Below are 18174 nucleotides of genomic sequence, written 5' to 3'. Positions count from 1 at the left end.
CCGGCCGTCCCGGCAGCACGCCGGGGGCGGCCGGTCAGTCGTGGTACGCCATCTCGCCGGCGCGCAGTGGCACGTCGACCCGGTTCTCCGGGGGCGCCAGCGGACAGGCCCAACGGTCGTCGTAGGCGCAGCTGGGGTTGTAGAGGTAGTTCGCGTCGAGCCGGACCCGGTCGCCGGGCAGCAGCTCGACACCCCGGCCGAAGGTGCCCTTCACCGTGTCGGTGAGGTACCGCCCACCCCCGTAGCTCTCCCGCCCGCAGGTGCCGTCGCGCAGCGGAACGAACAGCCCACCCCCGTACGCCTCGATCCACCAGAGGGTCAGCGACCCCCACGTCGTCTCGGCCACCGCGACCCGCCGGTACGCGACCACCCCGTCCGGGCCGCCGGTGTCGATGCGCAGCTCGCCGCTGGCCGGGCGCAGCGGCGCCTCGACCACGGCCTCGGGATTGGGTGGGAAGTAACGCACCCCGGGAAAGCCGGGCCGCTGCGCCACGGGGATCGGGCTCTGCGGGTGGGTGGCGAAGAGTTCGTCGCGGCCGGCCCGGAAGCCGATCAGGTCGACGTCGGACAGGTACAGCCGGGCGACCCGCTCCCGCCAGTCGGCCAACTCCAGATCACCCACAGCACCGAGCCTATGCCGTGCCGCCACGGCAGCTCAGCGCGGTGGCCAGTTGGTGAGCACGGCGTCGAGGGCGTCCAGGGCGCGCGACCACGAGTCGTCGGTGGGGCGCGGGGTGTGCCGGAACCCGCCGGTCCGCTCCAGGCTCACGAACCCGTGGAACGTGCTGTGCATCATCCGCACCGCGTCGGTCTGGTCGGGCTCGGAGAGTCGGTAGCCGCGCAGGATCGCCCGGGTCATCTCGGCGTGCCGGACGCCCGCGCTCGCGGCGGCGGTCTCCGGGTCGAGGTCGATCTGCATGGCGGCGTACCGGCCCGGGTGCTCGCGCGCATAGTCGCGGTACGCGTTGGCGAAGGCCACCAGCGCGTCCTTGCCGGCCCGGCCGGCGAGCGCGTCGGCGACCCGGTCGGCCAGCTCCGCCAGCGCCAGCAGAGCGATCCTGACCCGCAGCTCGTGCGCGTTCCTCAGGTGGAAGTACAGGCTGGCGTCCTTCACCCCGAACTGGCGGGCGAGCGCGGCGACAGTCACGTTCTCCACGCCCACCTCGTCGGCCAGTTCGGCTGCGGCCAGCGTCAGGCGCTCGGCGGTCACTCCGGCACGTGCCATCCAACACACCCCTCTAGTTTTTTGCCTAGTAGGACTAGGCTGGCACCTATGTTAGCCCCAACCGAGTCCGCCATCCGCGCGTCCTTCGTCAACACCACCCAGGGCGAGGCGAAGCGGCTGGCCCTACCACATGATCTTGACGCGCGATCCTGGAGCGACCTCGACTTCCTCGGCTGGCGGGACCCCGCCGCGCCGCAGCGGGCCTATCTCGTCACCGAGACCGACGGCGAGCTGGTCGGCGTCGCGCTGCGGGTCGCACCGCAGCAGACCGGGCGGGTGCGACGCAGCATGTGCTCGCTCTGCCTGACCACGCACACCGGCGACGGCGTCTCGCTGATGACCGCGCGCAAGGCCGGTTCCGGCGGACGGCAGGGCAACTCGGTGGGCGTGTACGTCTGCTCCGACCTGGCCTGCTCGCTCTACCTGCGGGGCAAGAAGCACGCCGGGCCCCGCATGCACGAGACGCTGACAGTGGCGGAGAAGATCGACCGCACCACTGCCACCCTCACGGCGTTCCTTCGCAAGGTCACCGAGTGACGGTTTCGCGCCGACGGCGCTCGCCCGTCCCCGGCTAGCGGTCGGCGGCCGTCCGTCCCGGTTAGCGGTCGGTGGCGAGGCGGGCGTGCAGGTGCTCGTCGTAGCGGCGGCCGTCGCCGTACCGGTACGACTCGCGCAGGGTCCCCTCGGCCGGGTAGCCGGCCCGCTCCGCGACCCGGCAGGACGCCGGGTTGGCCACCGCGTGGCAGAGCTCCACCCGGTGCAGCCCGAGGTCCGCGAACGCCCAGTCGGTGAGCCGGACGACGGCGCGCAGCGCCACGTGACGCCCGCGCGCCGCCGGCGTCGTCCAGTAGCCGATGGAGGCGTCGCCGTGCCGGATGTGGTGCAGCGACACCGAACCCAGCAGGCCGCCGTCGACCGCCGAGGTCACCGCCAGGGAGGCGTGGTCCCCGGCGGACCAGTCGGCGCGGCGGCGTACCCAGAGCAGCGCCACCTCGTCGTCGATCAGGCCGTCACCCTGCGGGTTCCACTGGGCGATGGCCGGGTCACGAAGGGCGTCACGCACCGCCGGAGCGTCCTCGTCCCGCCAGGGCCGCAGCAACAGCTCGCCGGCAGCGAGTTCCACGTGTTCCACGAGGCCGGAGTCTGGCACATCGCACCGCCTTCGCGCCGCCGGATTACCCCACCTTTTCTTCAAAACTGCACGAGCCACCCGTGGGACGCGAGGAAAGTGACCCAGACAACGCCCAACCGCAGTAGTTAAGTTTTGAAGTAGTGCTATCGTCGTGGGCATGACCGAGAGCCTGGACAGCACCCGAGAGGCCGCCTGGCGGGCCTACATCGAGGCCAGCCAGCGTCTCTACACCCAGTTGGAAGAGGAGCTGCGGGCCGACTGCGACCTCAGCTTCGCCGACTACCACGTGCTGGTCCTGCTCTCCGAGGCACCGGCGCAGCGGCTCCGGATGGGCGAGCTGGCCAGCCGGTTGATCTTCTCGCCCAGCCGCCTCACCTATCAGGTCTCCTCCATGCAGCGTCGTGGCCTGGTCAGCAAGGAGCCCTGCCCGGACGACCGGCGCGGCAGCGAGGCGGTGCTCACCGCGGCCGGGCTGCTCGCGCTACGGGAAGCCGCACCCCACCATCTGGCGTCGGTGCGCACCCATCTGATGGACGACCTCGACGACGCCGAGGTCGCCTGCCTCACCCGGGTCTTCGATCGGCTCGGCGAGCGCCTGCGGGCATCGCGGGACGGCTCGACCACCCCTGCCCCACGTTAGGAGCCTTCGACATGCCCGCGATCACCGTTGACAATGTTCTCGTCCTGCCCCGCCTGCCTCGACTCGACGAGGCCACCACGATCCGACCGGTCCGCACGGTGACCACCGCGCCCAGCGGCTTCGAGGGTGAGGGCTTCCCGGTCCGCCGTGCCTTCGCCGGGGTGTCGACCGCCGACCTGGACCCGTTCATCCACCTCGACCAGATGGGCGAGGTCGACTACGCGCCGGGCGAGCCCAAGGGAACACCGTGGCACCCGCACCGCGGCTTCGAAACCGTCACGTACATCATCGACGGCGTCTTCGACCACCAGGACTCCAACGGCGGTGGCGGCACCATCACCGACGGCGACACCCAGTGGATGACGGCGGGCAGCGGCCTGCTGCACATCGAGGCCCCACCGGAGCACCTGGTGGTCAGCGGCGGGCTCTTCCACGGCACCCAGCTGTGGGTCAACCTGCCCCGCTCGGCCAAGATGAACCCGCCCCGCTACCAGGACATCCGGGGGCGCGAGTCGGCGCTGCTCACCACGCCTGACGGCGGCGCGCTGATCCGGGTCATCGCCGGCGAGGTCGCCGGGCACCGCGGCCCGGGTTCGACCTTCACCCCGATCACCATCACGCACGTCACCGTGCAGCCGGGCGCGCAGGTCGACCTGCCCTGGCGCCCCGACTTCAACGCCCTGGTGTACGTGCTGGGCGGTCGCGGCACCGTCGGCGCCGACCGGCGGCCGGTGCGTACCGGCCAGCTCGCGGTGCACGGCCCGGGTGACGCGCTGCGGTTCGGCGCCAACACCACGCAGGACAGCAACACCCCGGCGCTGGACCTCTACATCATGGGTGGTCAGCCGATCCGGGAGCCGGTGGCACAGTACGGCCCGTTCGTGATGAACACCCGCGACGAGCTGCTCAAGGCGTTCGAGGACTTCCAGGCCGGCCGCCTCGGCGTTATCCCCACCGAGCGGCTCCCGCACACCGGCGGCCAGGGCGCCCGGCCCTGACCACGATCGACCACTGAGATCGGCGCCGACGCCTCCGGTTCACCCCGGGGGCGTCGGCGCCGCCTCAGGAGACCGCAAAAATCCCGGCGACACCCAGAATCACCATCACCAACACCGCTACCAGCGCACCCCGCTCGCTCTCCACCGCCGGCTCGCGGTTCTCGGTCATGGGGTTCGTCGTGTCGCGGGGCATCGTGTGGCCTCCTCGGCTGTTGTCGCGTCACTTGCGATGGCGTTGGCCAGGTCACCGCTCGGTTCGCCTGGCGTGCGGACCCGCGGCGGGGGTCCTACCGTGAGGACGTTGCCGACCTCCAGGAGGGCTGGACGGTGCCGTTGCAGGACTGGTTTCTCACCGCTGAGGAACGCGCCAACCCGGTCTCTGGCATACCCGTGTGGACCACGGGAAACCTCGCTGAGCCGTTGATTCACGGTGCCGCCTACTTCGACCGGCTGGTCGACGAGGTCGAGGCGCTGGGCGCCGGGGACCACCTGTTCTTCACCGACTGGCGGGGTGACCCGGACCAGCGGCTGCGCCCGGACGGCCCGACCGTGGCCCAGCTCTTCGCGCAGGCCGCCCAACGCGGCGTGGTGGTCAAGGGGTTGATCTGGCGGTCGCACCTCGATGTCCTGGCGTACAGCGAGGCGGAGAACCGCGACCTCAGCGAGACGATCTCGGCCGCCGGCGGGGAGGTGCTGCTGGACCAACGGGTCCGGCGCGGCGGCTCGCACCACCAGAAGCTCGTGGTGCTGCGACACCCGGGCGCACCCGAGCGGGACATCGCCTTTGCCGGCGGGATCGACCTGTGCCACAGCCGCCGCGATGACGCCGCGCACCACGGGGATCCGCAGCCGGTGCAGATGTCCCAGCGGTACGGGCCCAATCCGCCCTGGCACGACGTGCAGCTCGCGGTGCGCGGTCCGGTGGTCGGCGCGTTGGACACCCTGTTCCGGGAACGCTGGACCGACCCGATGCCGCTGGACTCGGAGAACCCGATGGCCTACCTGCGGGATCGGCTGCGCGGCTCAGACCTGCGCCCCGACCCGCTGCCCGAGCAGCCGGCGGATCCGCCGCCCTGCGGTCCGCACCAGATCCAGGTGCTGCGCACCTATCCGGCCGTCCGTCCCCGCTACTCGTTCGCACCGGACGGGGAGCGGACCGTGGCCCGGGGTTACACCAAGGCGGTCCGTCGTGCCCGCCGACTCATCTACCTGGAGGACCAGTACCTCTGGTCGGCCGAGGTCGCCGACCTGTTCGCGCACGCGCTGCGGGACAACCCGGAACTGCACCTGATCGCCGTCGTTCCCCGCCACCCGGACGTGGACGGCAAACTGGCGTTGCCACCGAACATGGTCGGGCGCGAGCAGGCGCTGTCGCTGTGTGAACGGGCCGCACCGGACCGGGTGCACGTGTTCGACGTGGAGAACCAGGCCGGCGGCCCGGTCTACGTGCACGCGAAGGTGTGTGTGGTCGACGACGTGTGGGCCAGTGTCGGCAGCGACAACTTCAACCGGCGGTCCTGGACGCACGACAGTGAGTTGTCCTGTGCGGTGCTCGACGAGACGCCGGACCAGCGGGAGCCCACCGACCCGGCGGGGCGGGGCGACGGCGCGCGCAGCTTCGCCCGGGACCTGCGACTGCGGCTGTGGCGCGAGCACCTGGACCGTGACCCGGACGGCCGGGACGACGCGGACCTGCTGGACCCGGCGGACGCCGTCGCGGCTGTCACCGCCGCCGCCGACGCGCTACAGCAGTGGTACGACGACGGCCAGGTGGGTGACCGGCCGCCCGGGCGACTACGCCCGCACCGCCCCGAACGGCTGCCGTGGTACACCAGGGCGTGGGCGCTGCCAATGTACCGGTTGGTCTACGACCCGGACGGCAGGCCGCTGCGCGCGAGACTGGCCGGCACCTGGTGAAGCGGCCGGGTGGGCTCGGGCGCGGGGGCCCGGTACACGTTCAACCCACCGGGGTAGGCGAACGACGAGCGGGGTGAGTAGTAGCCGAAGCCGATGGTCAGCGGGTTGGCCGGGCGCAGCGCGTACATCGGGTGGCCGCGCTGGAGGAACTCCACCGACTCGATCTCGAACGGGGCGACCGGCTCGGCGACGAACGGGTAGGCCGAGCTGAGCAGTTGGCCGTCGCGTCGGGTGAAGTAGCGGTGGTGCCCACTGCTGATCGCGTGCCCGGTCTCCCCCACCCGGCACCGCGCCTGGATCACCGTCGTGCCGTCGATCTCCGTCTCGGCGAGCAGGTCCTCGCCGGTCACCTCGATCCGGGTGCGCCCGGCGAACACCGGCGCGCCGCGGGCGACGGCGTACTCACGGACCAGTCGGCTGGAGGCCACGTAGTGGGTCCACCAGCCACCCGCGTTGAGGCCGCCGGGCGCGTCGACGCCCAGCAGCGAGACACCGAGGTAGGTCAGCGAGTACGCGCCGAAGCCGGAGGTCTGCGTCTCGTCGTCGACGACGTACTGATTGAGGAAGACCTGCCGGTCGGGGCGGGGGCTGAGCCCCGGCGGGACCAGGGCGGCGACGGCGTCGGGATCCGCCGGCAGCCAGCTGAAGTAGAGGGTGCGGCTGTTCACGACGAGCTGGGGAGCGGTTGGATCGAGCACGGTGCCTCCGAACCGGGTGTGTACAGGCGACGCTACGGCCGGTCCCGCCAGCGGGACAAGGACGGATAGTCGACACTCCGGCCGACTTGTCGGATTTCGTGTTGACCAGTCGCCATAACCCGGGGGCCGATCGGTGGAGCCGGTCGGACGACCGGGCAGCGCTTCTGCGGGCGAGAAAGCGGGTAAGGCTTCTCACAGCGACCTCAACTTCCTGCCTGTTTGCCCGTTTTGCTGCTCGACATCCCCTAAGTACATCAACCTTTCGGCTAGATTTCGGGGAGACGATCAGGTTAAGGTGACTCCCGAACGGCCCATTGGAACTTAAACCAAAGCGTCACGTCTCTTTGTCCGTGGACGAGGTGCAGGGAGGACCACCCATGACCGCGCCAACGATCACCGAGCAGCCGAGCACCGCCGCCAAGGCGAGCGCCAAGCTCGACCCGCGCGCTCTCACCGACAGCGCTGCCGACGTGCTCAACGCGATGGCGGCGCTGCCCGCCAACCACCCGTCGCGCCCCGCGCTGCGAGACCGGGCGATCGAGGCGTGGCTGCCGCTCGCCAACCACCTGGCCCACCGCTACAGCGGGCGCGGCGAGCCGAACGACGACCTGGCGCAGACCGCCGCGATCGGCCTGATCAAGGCCATCGACAAGTTCGACCCCTCGCGCGGTGTCGACTTCGCCGGTTACGCGATCCCCACCATCATCGGCGAGCTCAAGCGCCACTTCCGCGACCGCACCTGGGACATCCGGGTGCCCCGCCGGCTCCAGGAGCTGCGGCTGGCCATCTCCGACGCCAACAGCTCGCTCCTGCAGACCCTCGGCCGCTCGCCGACGGTCGCCGACATCGCCGCGCACCTCAAGCTCACCGAGGAAGAGGTGCTGGAGGGCCTGGAGGGCGCCCGCGCGTACAACGCGGTGTCGCTGTCCACCCCGACCGGCGACGGCGAGCGCGCCACCGAGCTGGGCGACATGCTCGGCGGCGAGGACAGCGAGTTCGAGCTGGCTGAGCTGCGGGTCGCCCTCGGCCCGGCACTGGCCACCCTCGACGAGCGCGAGCAGAAGATCCTCACCCTGCGCTTCTACGGCAACCTGACCCAGTCGCAGATCGCCGACCAGATCGGCGTCTCGCAGATGCACGTCTCGCGGCTGCTGACCCGGGCGCTGACCAAGCTGCGCGGCCAGCTCGACGGCACGTACTGACCAGCTGACGGAAAGGGAGGGCCGGGTCCGTGGACCCGGCCCTCCTTTCTGCCCGCTCCTGTCACGCGTGCGTGACAGTTCGACCGCGGGGCGTAGCGGTGAACCCCGTCAGGGCGTGACCGGCTCCCGCCACATCGGCCAGAACGGCGTGCCGTCGGGCACCCGGAACGGCTCGCCGGCCAGATAGCCGTGCTTCGCGTACAGGTCCCGGCTGCGCGGGCTGCTCGCCTCCAGGTACGCCGGCATCCCGTTGGCGTCCAGCCAGGCGTGGTGGTGGCGCATCAACGCGCTACCCAACCCCTGCCCCTGCCGGTCCGGCCGGGTCGCCAGGAAGGCGAGGTGGTGGTGATCCGGATGCGGATGGTTCGCCGCGAACAGCTCGTCGAGGTGCTGGAACCGGTCGGTCCACTCGCCGCAGGCGGCAGCCAGTCGGGCGTCGTAGTCCGCCGGCGGCGGCGCCGGCTCGCCGACCGACGGAAACCAGACGGCGACCGAGGCGCGATCCGCCGTGGCGTGCACCATGCCGTGCCGCATCGCGTGCCCGACCAGGATCTCGAAGTCCCCGGCCAGCACGGCCTCCCGCTTACTCGCGTCCGGGACCAGCCACGTCGTCACCTCCAGGACGGTGAACGCCTCGGCGATCCGACCCGCCACGAGGCTGGTCTCCTCCGGTCCGAGCCGCTCGATGACCACGCTCATCGGGTCACCTCCACGGCGGCCGGCGGCGGCGACGTGACGGCGGCGGCGGCGCTCGCCGCACCCAGGCCGATCCGGGCGTACGTGTCCGGACGGTTGCTGCGCAGTAGCAGGGCCCAGCCGATGCCCAGCAGGGCCGCCACCGGGTACGCGGCGGGCAGCGCCCAGCGCAGGGTGGAGTCCGGAGAGACGCCGAGCAGGTTGGCGAAGTTCGACACGGCCAACCAGATGATCACGAAGAGCGCGATGGTGGCCAGGCCGGGCGCGATGGCCCGCCGCCAGAGGTTCTCACCGCTGGCCGAGCGGGCGAAGTAGGCGATCACCGCCACCGAGGTGGTGGCGATCAACAGCAGGACGCCGAAACCGCCAGTGGTGCCGACCCAGAAGAACAACTGGACCACCGGGTCCCAGTCGTTGATCGCGTACAGCAGGATGACCAGCAGCCCGAGGACGCTCTGCGCCACCGAGGCGGCCCGCGGTGCCCCGGTCCGGGCCGAGGTCTGCCCGAACACCGCCGGCAGCACCCGCTCCCGACCGAGTGCGAACGTGTAGCGGGCCGTGGTGTTGTGGAACGAGATCATCGCGGCCAGGACCGAGGTCAGGAAGAGCACCTGCCCGATGGTGACCACGGTGTCGCCGAGCTGCGCGGCGGCCAGGTTGAAGATCAGCTCGATGCTCTGCTCGCCGGCCGCGGCGACGATCTGGTCCTGCCCGACGGCGACCGTCATGGTCCAGGACGACAGCGCGTACAGCCCGGCGATGATCGCCACCGAGAGGTAGGTGGCCAGCGGCACCGTCCGCTTCGGGTCCTTGCTCTCCTCGCTGAAGACCACCGCCGACTCGAAGCCGACGAAGCCGAGGATGGCCAGCACCAGCACCGCGCCGACGCCGGGCACGAAGAGGTTGTCCGGCGAGAACGAGGCGAAGCCGACCTGACCGTCGGCCGGGTTGCTGATCTGTCCGAGGTCGAAGACGAGGACCACCACGATCTCGGCGACCAGCAGCGCGGCCAGGACCATGCCGTTGAGGTCGACCCGGAGCAGGCCGAGCAGGCCGACCAACGCCCAGGCCACCAGGGCCACGACGGCCCAGTGCGGGTGCCCCCCGAAGAGCCGGTCCAGCACCGGCTGGGCCGCCGCCCCGATGGTGCCGTACAGCCCGACCTGCAACGCGTTGTACGCGATCAGCGCGACCCAGGCGGCGCCCACGCCGGCCGGTCGGCCGAGACCCCGGGAGATGTAGGCGTAGAAGGCGCCGGCGTTCTCCACCCGGCGCGACATCGCCACGTAACCCACCGAGAAGAGCGCGAGCACCGCGGCGATCAGCAGGAAGGCCAGCGGGATTCCGGTCACCCCGATGACGCCGTAGCCGGTGGTGACGACGCCGGCCACCACGGTCAGCGGCGCCGCGGCGGAGAGGACGAAGAAGATGACCGACGGGATGCCGAGGCGACCTCGGGCCAGGGCTTCGGAGACGTTGCTGGGTCGGTCGACTGTCGATGTCGGGGGCATACGACTACTCCGGTTGTCGAGGGGAGGGTTGGGGGTTACCGGGACGGGTCAGGGGATGCCGCGCAGCACGGCGGCGCCGACGGCGGCCTCGGTGTGCCCGACGAGTTCCTTGAGCGGGGCCGGCAGCGCGGGGATGAGGACGTTCAACCGGTGGTGGGCCCGGGGGCCGGCGCTCCACAGCACCTCGCGGGTCAGCCCGGCGGCCACGACCAGGCCGAGCAGCAGCGCGTCCGGCACGCCCGGCGGGTCCGGCCGGTCCAGCAGGGCCCGCAGCCGGGTGGCCGGCCAGGCCACCGCGTTGAGGTCGATCGGCAGGTAGGTGACTGTGGTACGCAGCAGCCGGCGGCTCTCCTGCCGGCGCAGCACCCCGGAGCGGGCCAGCCGCTCCCCCACCGAGGTCGTCGCGCTCTGCGCCAGGAAGCTCAGCCAGGTGTTCAGTTCCCGGTGCTGCGACTCGCCGACCAGCTGGTCCAGCACGGTGTGCGCCAGCGCGTCGGCCGGCGGGCGACGGTCGATGACGGTGACCTGCCCGCCCAGCACGGTGATGTGTCCATACAGGATCAGCTCGCCGAGCAGCCCGCCGGCGAGCCCGAGCCCCGTCGCCGCCGGGTGCAGTTTGGCCTTGCCGCGACTGTCGTTGTGTGCGATCAGGAAGAACTCGTCGGCGATGAGCAACGGTCCTCCCGCACAGGTGTGTCCACAGTGATCGCGACCGGGAAAGGATGCACCGACAGCTACTGCAACGCAACTCCCAGATTTGAAAGTTGCACTCCGTGCAGGCGCGACCTGCGAATCTGTCGTGGCAGACTCGGACGGTGACCGCCACCCCCGCCATCCGACCCGCTGCCAGCCCGACCGTCCGGCGACGCCGCATCGCGCGGGAACTCCGCCAACTTCGGGAACGCGCGGGCATGACCCTCGATGTGGCCGCCCGTCAGCTCGACATGTCGAAGAGCAACCTCTCCCGGATCGAAACCGCGCAGATCGGCATCAAGCCACGCGATGTCCGGGCCGCCCTCGCGCTCTACGAGGTGACCGGTTCGGATGCCGAGGCGCTCATCGAGATCGCCCGAGGTGCCCAACAGCGGGGCTGGTGGCAGAACTACAGCGACGTGCTCCCCGAGTGGTTCGAGTTCTACGTCGGGCTGGAGGCCGAGGCGGCGACGCTGCGCACGTACGAGGCCGAGTCGGTGCCCGGACTGCTGCAGACCGAGGCGTACGCCCGGGAGATCTTCCGGCGTACCGCTGGTGAGGACGGGTTGGAGCGCAAGGTCGCCGCCCGACTGCGCCGGCAGGAGGTGCTGCGCCGCGACGACCCGGTCGACCTGTCGGTGGTGATCAATGAGGCGGTGCTGCTGCGCCCGGTCGGCGGCACCGCGGTGATGGCCGAACAACTGATCCACATGAGCCGGATCGCGCAACTACCCAACGTGACAATTCAGGTACTTCCGTTCGCGGCCGGCGGACATCCGGCGATGAGCACCCCGTACGTGATCCTCCACTTTGCCGACGCCGGCGACGCGTCAGTGGTTTACCTGGATAACCTCACGATGGGGCTGGCTCTGGAGGAAGCCGATCATGTGCTCGGGTATAGCCTTCTGCACGAGGAGCTGTGCCGGATGGCGCTCGATCCGGCGGCGTCGTTGACCCGTCTTGAGCATGCTTCTCGTAACTTTGCGTGACCGCTCCTGCGGCACGCCGACGCAGACGAGAGGTACCGCGGATGACGGCGTACGACCTGACCCGAGTGGACTGGCGCACCAGCACGCGCAGCAGCGGCAACGGCAACTGCGTGGAGGTCGCGACAGTCGACGGTCAGGTCGCCGTCCGGGACAGCAAGGACCGCTCCGGCCCGGTGCTCGCCTTCGGTGCGGCGCCCTGGCAGGCGTTCGTACGCGGCGTCGGCGAGGTCCGTCGCCCCTGACCCACCCGGGCCGGTGCGAGACTGGGCCGTGCTCTCCGACGTAACCCTCGATCTGCCGGTCCGTCCGGTGCTGCCGGCGCTGGTCGCGGCACTGGACGAGGCCGGCGCCGGCGTGCTGGTGGCCCCGCCGGGCACCGGCAAGACCACCCTCGCGCCACTGGCGATGGCCGACCGGGTGACCGGTCGGGTGGTGATCGCCCAGCCCCGCCGGGTGGCGGCGCGGGCCGCTGCCCGGCGGATGGCCGAGCTGCTCGGCGAACGGGTCGGTGAGCGGGTCGGCTACGCGGTACGCGGCGAACGCCGGGTCGGCCCGGCCACCCGGATCGAGGTGGTCACCACCGGCCTGCTGGTCCGCCGGCTGCACCACGACCCGGAGTTGCCCGGCACGGGTGCCGTGCTGCTCGACGAGTGCCACGAACGCCAACTCGACGCCGACCTCGCGCTGGCCTTCACCGTGGAGGCGCGCGCCACCCTCCGGCCGGATCTGTGGCTGCTGGCGATGTCGGCGACTCCGGACACCGACCGGTTCGCCGCGCTGCTGGGCGGGCCCACCCCGGCCCCGGTGGTCCGCGCCGACTCAGCATCGCATCCGGTGCAGCGGGTCTGGGCGCCCCCGACCCGCCCGATCGCCGCGCCCGGGGCCGGGCCGGTGGACCGGGCCCTGCTCGACCACGTCGCCGCCACCGTCCGGCGGGCGCTGCGCGAGCACGACGGCGACGTGCTGGTCTTCCTGCCCGGGGCCGGCGAGATCGCGGCGGTCACCGGCCGACTGACCGACCTGCGGGACACTGTCGCGCTCCTGCCCCTGCACGGCCGTCAACGCGGCGCCGAGCAGGACGCCGCCCTGCGCCGCGCGGACCGACGGCGGGTCGTCCTGGCCACCGCGTTGGCCGAGACCAGTCTGACCGTCCCGGGCGTGCGGATCGTGGTGGACGCCGGGCTCTCCCGGGTGCCCCGGATCGACCTGGCCCGTGGGTTGGGCGCGCTGGTCACCGTGCCGGTCTCCCGGGCCGCCGCCACCCAACGGGCCGGCCGGGCCGGCCGGGAGGCCCCCGGGTACGTCTACCGCTGCTGGTCGGCGGCGACCCACGAGCGGCTGCCCGCCCGCGCCGAACCGGAGATCGCCACCGCCGACCTGACCGGTTTCGCGCTGGAGCTGGCCGCCTGGGGCCGACCGGACGGCGTCGGGCTCGCGCGGCCCGACGCGCCGCCGGCCGCCGCGATGACTGTCGCCCGGGACACCCTGCGGACCCTGGGCGCCGTCGACACCGACGGTCGGATCACGGCACGGGGGCGGTCGATCGCCGCCGCCGGGGCGCATCCGCGGCTGGCCCGGGCGCTGCTCGACGGTGCCGGCCGGGTCGGCGCCGACCGGGCCGCCGAGGTGGTGGCGGTGCTCGCCGAGGAGAGCGCGGCCGGCCCCGGTGACGATCTGGTCGCCGGTTGGCGTCGGCTGCGCACCGGCGTGGACGCGGGCGCGACGGCCCGCTGGCGTGCCGAGGTACGCCGGCTGCGCGCCGCGCTGCCGACCGGTGCCCCGGCGACGGGTCGCGTCGACGCCACCGGTCACCGCGGCGCGGGTGGGCTGAGCGACGATCTCGCCGCCGGGCTGCTCGTCGGTCTGGCGTACCCGGAACGGTTGGCCCGGGTGCGGCGGCCGGGCGGTTCGGCGTACCTGATGACCGGCGGGACCGCCGCGGAGCTGGCCGCCGGCTCGGGGCTGACCGGGTCCGACTGGCTGGCGGTGGCGGTCGCGGACCGCACCCCCGGCGCGCCGTCGGCCCGCGTCCGCCGGGCCTGCCCGGTGGACGAGGCGACGGCCCGGGAGGCGGCCGGCCCGCTGCTGCGCACCGACCGGGAGGTCGGCTGGTTCGACGGGGACGTGGTGGCCCGGGAGGTGACCCGGCTGGGCGCGATCGAGCTGGTCCAGAAACGGCTGGACCGGCCGGACCGGGCGGAGGTGGCCGCCGCGCTGCTCGCCGGCCTACGTCAGGACGGCCTCGGGCTGCTGCAGTGGACGCCGGCGACGCGGGCGCTGCGGGAGCGGCTCGCGTTCCTGCGGCACCACCTGGGTGATCCGTGGCCGGAGGTCGACGACACCTCGCTGCTCGACGCCGCGCCGAGCTGGCTGGGCCCGGAGCTGGCCGCCGCGCGACGCCGGGCCGACCTGGCCCGGGTGGACGTGCCGTCGGCGCTGCGCCGGCTGCTGCCCTGGGCGCAGGCCGCCCGCCTGGACGAGCTGGCCCCGGAACGGATCGACGTGCCCAGCGGCTCCCGGATCCGGCTGGACTACGGCGACCCGGCCGCGCCGGTGCTCGCCGTGAAACTGCAGGAGACGTTCGGCTGGCCGGCGGCCCCCCGCATCGCCGACGGTCGGGTGCCGGTGCTGCTGCACCTGCTCTCCCCCGCCGGCCGGCCGGTGGCGGTCACCGCCGATCTGGCGTCGTTCTGGCGCACCGGCTACCCGCAGGTCCGCTCGGAGCTGCGCGGGCGCTATCCCCGGCACCCGTGGCCGGAGGACCCGGCCACGGCGACGCCCACCCGGCACGCCACGCCACGTCGACGCTGAGCGCCGGCCTACTCCTCGACCACGTCGGCCACCACGACGGTGACGTTGTCCGGCGCGCCGGCGTGCAGGGCCAGGTCGATCAGTTTGCTGGCGCAGGCGCCCCGGTCCGGATAGCCGCCGAGCACCTCGGTGAGGGTGTCCGGGCGGACCACGTTGGAGAGGCCGTCACTGCACAACAGCCACCGGTCGCCGGCCCGGGGCACCATCGTCGCGTACGACGGGGAGACCTCGTCACCCTGCAGGGCCTGGGTGACCACGGCGCGGCGCGGGTGGCTGCTGGCCTGGTCGGCGGTGATCACACCCTGGTCCACCAGCATCTGGACGAACGTGTCGTCCCGGGTCACCTGCTTGAGCACGCCCTCACGGAACAGGTAGGCGCGGGAGTCGCCGACGTGCGCGAGGGCCAGGCAGCTGCCGGTACGGGCGAAGAGCAGGGCGGTCAGCGTGGTGCCCATGCCCTGGCGCTCAGGATCCTCGGCGACCGCCTGCCGGATCCGGGAGGTGGCCAGCGCGATGCCGCCTTCCAGCGCGGCCACCAGGGCGTCCTCGGGTGTCTCGACGTCCAGCGGGGCGACCGCGTCGATGGTGAGGGCGCTGGCCAGGTCGCCGGCGGCCATCCCGCCCATGCCGTCGGCGACGGCGACGAGCCAGGTGCCGGCGTGCAGGGCGTCCTGGTTTCCGCTGCGGATCAGCCCACGGTCGCTCGTTCCTACGGAACGCAGCTTCAGGGTCATGGGAGGCAGCCTGCCAGGCGAAGGGCGCAGTTGTCTCTAGGAGATCAGGACGACGGCGCGTGGCGCGGCCAATCTCACGTTCGGGTGGCGGCGCGTCGCGGAGCACCCGCCGGGGTGACCGCCCTCGTCGCACGCCGGAACCCATCCAATCAGATCAATTGACATGAGGTACCGACGCTGGAAACATCGAGCCGACAACTGGGAGCGCTCCCAGAATTCGTCGCCCCACAGTGCCACCACCACGTCCCACTTCCCGTCCCGGAAGGACTCCCCGTGACGCCATCCCGACGCCGCCTCCTGTTGGCTGCGGCGACCACTCTGGCCCTCACCGGCGCGGGCGCCGGCGCGGCCCACGCCGACCCACCACCGGACGCCCCCGAGCAGATCGACAACGGCGACTTCAGCGCCGGGGTGAGCCCCTGGTTCTCCTTCGGCACCGGCCCGCTGGCGGTCACCGACGGCCGGCTCTGCACCACCGTGGCGGGCGGGCTGGCCAACCCGTGGGACGCCGGCATCGGCCAGGACGGCGTACCGCTGATCGCCGGCGCCGAATACACCCTCGGCTTCGATGTCTCCGCCACCCCCGGCGCCGCGGTCAAGGCCGTGTTGCAGCTCGGCAGCGCCCCCTACACCACGTACGCGGCGGTGGACGCCACGGCGACCGGCACCGCCCAGCGGGTCGAGCAGACCTTCACCGTCCCGGACACCAACCCCAACGCCCAACTGATCTTCCAGGTCGGCGGTGCCGCCCAGGCGCAGACCATCTGCCTGGACGACGTCTCGCTGCGCGGCGGCGAGCCGCCCGAGCCGTACGTGCCGGACACCGGGCCACGGGTGCGCGTCAACCAGGTCGGCTACCTGCCGGGCGGCCCGAAGAACGCCACAGTCGTCACCGAGGCCACCGAAGCGCTGCCCTGGCAGCTGCGCAGCGCCGCCGGCGCCGTCGTGGCCAGTGGCACCACCACCGCTCGCGGTGTCGACGCCGCCTCCGGGCAGAACGTGCACACCGTCGACTTCTCCAGCTACCGCACCCCGGGCACCGGGCTCACGCTCACCGTGGACGGCGAGACCAGCCACCCGTTCGACGTCTCCGGCGCCCTCTACGACCAGCTGCGCTCCGACTCGTTGCAGTTCTTCTACGCCCAGCGCAGCGGCATCGCCATCGACGGCGACCTGATCGGCGACGAGTACGCCCGACCCGCCGGCCACCTCGGCGTCGCACCCAACCAGGGCGACACCAACGTGCCCTGCCAGCCGGGGGTCTGCGACTACTCGCTGGACGTGCGCGGCGGCTGGTACGACGCCGGCGACCACGGCAAGTACGTGGTCAACGGCGGCATCGCCACCTACCAGCTGTTGAACACCTTCGAGCGGACCAAGACGGCGGCCACCGCCAACGGCGGCGCCGAACTCGCCGACGGCACGCTGCGGGTGCCCGAGCGCGACAACGGGGTGCCGGACATCCTCGACGAGGCCCGCTGGGAGCTGGAGTTCCTGCTGCGCATGCAGGTGCCCGCCGGCAAGCCGCTCGCCGGCATGGTCCACCACAAGATCCACGACCAGAACTGGACCGGGCTGCCACTCGCCCCGCAGGACGACCCGCAGCCGCGCGAGCTGCACGCACCGTCGACGGCGGCAACCCTCAACCTCGCCGCCACCGCCGCCCAGTGCGCCCGGCTCTTCGCCCCGTACGACGCGACCTTCGCGGCCCGCTGCGACACCGCCGCGAAGACGGCCTACGCCGCCGCCAAGGCCCACCCCGCGGTGTACGCCAGCCCGACCGACGGCACCGGCGGCGGCGCGTACGACGACAGCAACGTCACCGACGAGTTCTACTGGGCGACGGCCGAGCTGTACCTGACCACCGGCGCGCAGACCTACCTGGCCGACCTGACCGCCTCACCGCACCACACCGGCAACGTGTTCGACCCGCGGGGCTTCGGCTGGCAGAGCGTCGCCGCGCTGGGCCGCCTCGACCTGGCCACCGTGCCGAACGGGCTGCCCGCCGCCGATCTGGCCCGGGTCCGCGCGTCGGTCACGGCCGCGGCCGACACGTACCTGGCCGAGCTGCGCCGCCAGGCGTACGGGCTGCCGATGCCCGGTGACGCCAACAGCTACTTCTGGGGCGGCAACAGCAACGTCATCAACAACGCCGTGGTGCTGGCCACCGCGTTCGACCTGACCCGCAACGCCGCCTACCGCGACGGTGCCGTGCAGGCGATGGACTACATCCTCGGTCGCAACGCCCTGAACATCTCCTACGTCACCGGGTGGGGCGAGCACGCCGCGGAGAACCAGCACAGCCGGATCTTCGGCCACCAGCTCGACCCGAGCCTGCCCCGACCGCCGGCCGGTTCCCTCGCCGGTGGCCCGAACGCGGCCCTCCAGGACCCGTTCGTGGCGCAGTTGCTGGCTGGCTGCGAGCCGATGTTCTGCTACGTCGACGACATCAACTCGTACTCGACCAACGAGGTGGCGATCAACTGGAACTCGGCGCTGACCTGGATCGCCTCGTTCCTGGCCGACCAGGGTGACGCCGGCGCGGTACCGGCCACCACCTGCTCGGTGGCGTACACCAACTACGGCGCCTGGCAGGGCGGCACCGGGTTCACCGCCCAGCTGACCATCCGCAACACCGGGTCCACCGCCGTCAACGGCTGGAACGTGCGCTTCGCGTTCACCGGCAGTCAGCGGGTCCGCGAGGCGTGGCTGGCGAAGGTCACCCAGTCCGGCGCGACGGTGACCGCGCGCAACGAGTCGCACAACGCCAAGATCGCGCCTGGCGGCTCGGTGATGTTCGGCTTCAATGCGACGACCAGCGGCGGCGCCAACCCGAGCCCTGGCCTGATCACCGTCAACGGCGCGGCCTGCTCGCTGACCTGATCCCCGTCCTGGTGGCCGCCCGGGGAAGGCGGCCACCAGGACGGC

18 protein-coding genes are annotated in these 18174 nt (G+C 72.3%); 9 read left to right on the top strand and 9 right to left on the bottom strand.

Annotated elements, in window-relative coordinates; translation table 11 throughout:
- Nucleotides 1-34 precede the first annotated feature (34 nt).
- Both KBX26_RS13305 and KBX26_RS13300 read right to left on the bottom strand, forming a co-directional pair.
- On the bottom strand, nt 35-622 hold the full coding sequence (locus tag KBX26_RS13305) for a DUF1684 domain-containing protein (RefSeq protein WP_210865537.1): 588 nt from the start codon (nt 620-622) through the stop codon (nt 35-37).
- Nucleotides 623-655: 33 nt separating this feature from the next.
- A complete protein-coding gene (locus KBX26_RS13300; protein WP_030335014.1) occupies nt 656-1225 on the bottom strand; it encodes a TetR/AcrR family transcriptional regulator in 570 nt (189 codons plus the stop codon).
- A 48-nt stretch (nt 1226-1273) separates the two neighbouring features.
- On the opposite strand from KBX26_RS13300, the gene KBX26_RS13295 reads away from it, so the two are divergent.
- Nucleotides 1274-1762 (top strand): FBP domain-containing protein, encoded by a 489-nt coding sequence (locus KBX26_RS13295; protein WP_030335017.1) that lies wholly within the window; start codon nt 1274-1276, stop codon nt 1760-1762.
- Between the two features lie 61 nt (nt 1763-1823).
- Here KBX26_RS13295 and KBX26_RS13290 read toward each other — a convergent pair whose 3' ends face one another.
- Complete coding sequence (locus KBX26_RS13290; protein WP_030335019.1) at nt 1824-2357, bottom strand: GNAT family N-acetyltransferase; 534 nt, start codon at nt 2355-2357, stop codon at nt 1824-1826.
- 157 nt (nt 2358-2514) lie between these two features.
- Between KBX26_RS13290 and KBX26_RS13285 the strand changes: the two genes are divergently transcribed.
- Together KBX26_RS13285 and KBX26_RS13280 are read left to right on the top strand one after the other, a co-directional pair.
- Entirely contained in the window at nt 2515-2997 is a 483-nt protein-coding gene (locus KBX26_RS13285; RefSeq protein WP_030335021.1) for a MarR family winged helix-turn-helix transcriptional regulator, read from the top strand.
- 11 nt (nt 2998-3008) lie between these two features.
- Nucleotides 3009-3995 carry a pirin family protein gene (locus KBX26_RS13280; protein ID WP_030335023.1) on the top strand — a complete coding sequence of 329 codons (987 nt, stop codon included), beginning with the start codon at nt 3009-3011 and terminating at the stop codon, nt 3993-3995.
- 64 nt (nt 3996-4059) lie between these two features.
- Here KBX26_RS13280 and KBX26_RS32740 read toward each other — a convergent pair whose 3' ends face one another.
- Entirely contained in the window at nt 4060-4188 is a 129-nt protein-coding gene (locus KBX26_RS32740; RefSeq protein WP_256443318.1) for a hypothetical protein, read from the bottom strand.
- Between the two features lie 134 nt (nt 4189-4322).
- Between KBX26_RS32740 and KBX26_RS13275 the strand changes: the two genes are divergently transcribed.
- Nucleotides 4323-5912: a phospholipase D-like domain-containing protein gene (locus KBX26_RS13275; RefSeq protein WP_030335024.1), complete on the top strand. Its 1590-nt coding sequence runs from the start codon at nt 4323-4325 to the stop codon at nt 5910-5912.
- On the opposite strand, the gene KBX26_RS13270 is transcribed toward KBX26_RS13275, so the two are convergent.
- On the bottom strand, nt 5861-6610 hold the full coding sequence (locus KBX26_RS13270) for a hypothetical protein (RefSeq protein ID WP_030335025.1): 750 nt from the start codon (nt 6608-6610) through the stop codon (nt 5861-5863). The two genes, KBX26_RS13275 and KBX26_RS13270, sit on opposite strands and share 52 nt — an antisense overlap.
- Before the next feature lie 377 nt (nt 6611-6987).
- Between KBX26_RS13270 and KBX26_RS13265 the strand changes: the two genes are divergently transcribed.
- On the top strand, nt 6988-7812 hold the full coding sequence (locus tag KBX26_RS13265; RefSeq protein ID WP_030335027.1) for a SigB/SigF/SigG family RNA polymerase sigma factor: 825 nt from the start codon (nt 6988-6990) through the stop codon (nt 7810-7812).
- 108 nt (nt 7813-7920) lie between these two features.
- Here the strand turns inward: KBX26_RS13265 and KBX26_RS13260 are convergent, their stop codons facing one another.
- From KBX26_RS13260 to KBX26_RS13250, 3 genes are read right to left on the bottom strand one after another with little or no spacing between them, the layout of a single operon-like run.
- Nucleotides 7921-8511, bottom strand: coding sequence for an N-acetyltransferase (locus KBX26_RS13260; protein WP_210865536.1), 591 nt, complete (start codon nt 8509-8511; stop codon nt 7921-7923).
- On the bottom strand, nt 8508-10019 hold the full coding sequence (locus tag KBX26_RS13255; protein WP_210865535.1) for an APC family permease: 1512 nt from the start codon (nt 10017-10019) through the stop codon (nt 8508-8510). Before KBX26_RS13255 ends, KBX26_RS13260 begins: the two co-directional genes overlap by 4 nt.
- 48 nt (nt 10020-10067) lie before the next feature.
- Nucleotides 10068-10694: a GPP34 family phosphoprotein gene (locus KBX26_RS13250; protein WP_030335033.1), complete on the bottom strand. Its 627-nt coding sequence runs from the start codon at nt 10692-10694 to the stop codon at nt 10068-10070.
- Between the two features lie 140 nt (nt 10695-10834).
- On the opposite strand from KBX26_RS13250, the gene KBX26_RS13245 reads away from it, so the two are divergent.
- From KBX26_RS13245 to hrpB, 3 genes are read left to right on the top strand one after another with little or no spacing between them, the layout of a single operon-like run.
- Complete coding sequence (locus KBX26_RS13245; RefSeq protein WP_280940610.1) at nt 10835-11701, top strand: helix-turn-helix transcriptional regulator; 867 nt, start codon at nt 10835-10837, stop codon at nt 11699-11701.
- Between the two features lie 41 nt (nt 11702-11742).
- Nucleotides 11743-11943 carry a DUF397 domain-containing protein gene (locus tag KBX26_RS13240; RefSeq protein ID WP_210865534.1) on the top strand — a complete coding sequence of 67 codons (201 nt, stop codon included), beginning with the start codon at nt 11743-11745 and terminating at the stop codon, nt 11941-11943.
- A gap of 28 nt (nt 11944-11971) precedes the next feature.
- Nucleotides 11972-14512, top strand: a complete 2541-nt coding sequence (hrpB, locus tag KBX26_RS13235) for an ATP-dependent helicase HrpB (protein WP_210865533.1) — start codon at nt 11972-11974, stop codon at nt 14510-14512.
- Nucleotides 14513-14520: 8 nt separating this feature from the next.
- Here the strand turns inward: hrpB and KBX26_RS13230 are convergent, their stop codons facing one another.
- Nucleotides 14521-15246 carry a PP2C family serine/threonine-protein phosphatase gene (locus KBX26_RS13230; RefSeq protein ID WP_030335040.1) on the bottom strand — a complete coding sequence of 242 codons (726 nt, stop codon included), beginning with the start codon at nt 15244-15246 and terminating at the stop codon, nt 14521-14523.
- A gap of 273 nt (nt 15247-15519) precedes the next feature.
- Between KBX26_RS13230 and KBX26_RS13225 the strand changes: the two genes are divergently transcribed.
- The gene (locus tag KBX26_RS13225) at nt 15520-18129 is read left to right on the top strand and encodes a glycoside hydrolase family 9 protein (protein WP_210865532.1); all 2610 of its coding nucleotides are present in this window, start codon (nt 15520-15522) and stop codon (nt 18127-18129) included.
- Nucleotides 18130-18174 lie beyond the last annotated feature (45 nt).

This window comes from Micromonospora sp. C97 (assembly GCF_018070385.1).
In the GTDB taxonomy this organism is placed as follows: domain Bacteria; phylum Actinomycetota; class Actinomycetes; order Mycobacteriales; family Micromonosporaceae; genus Micromonospora; species Micromonospora parva.
The sequence above is the reverse complement of the archived record's forward strand: the minus strand, read 5'-3'. Positions and strand labels throughout refer to the sequence as shown.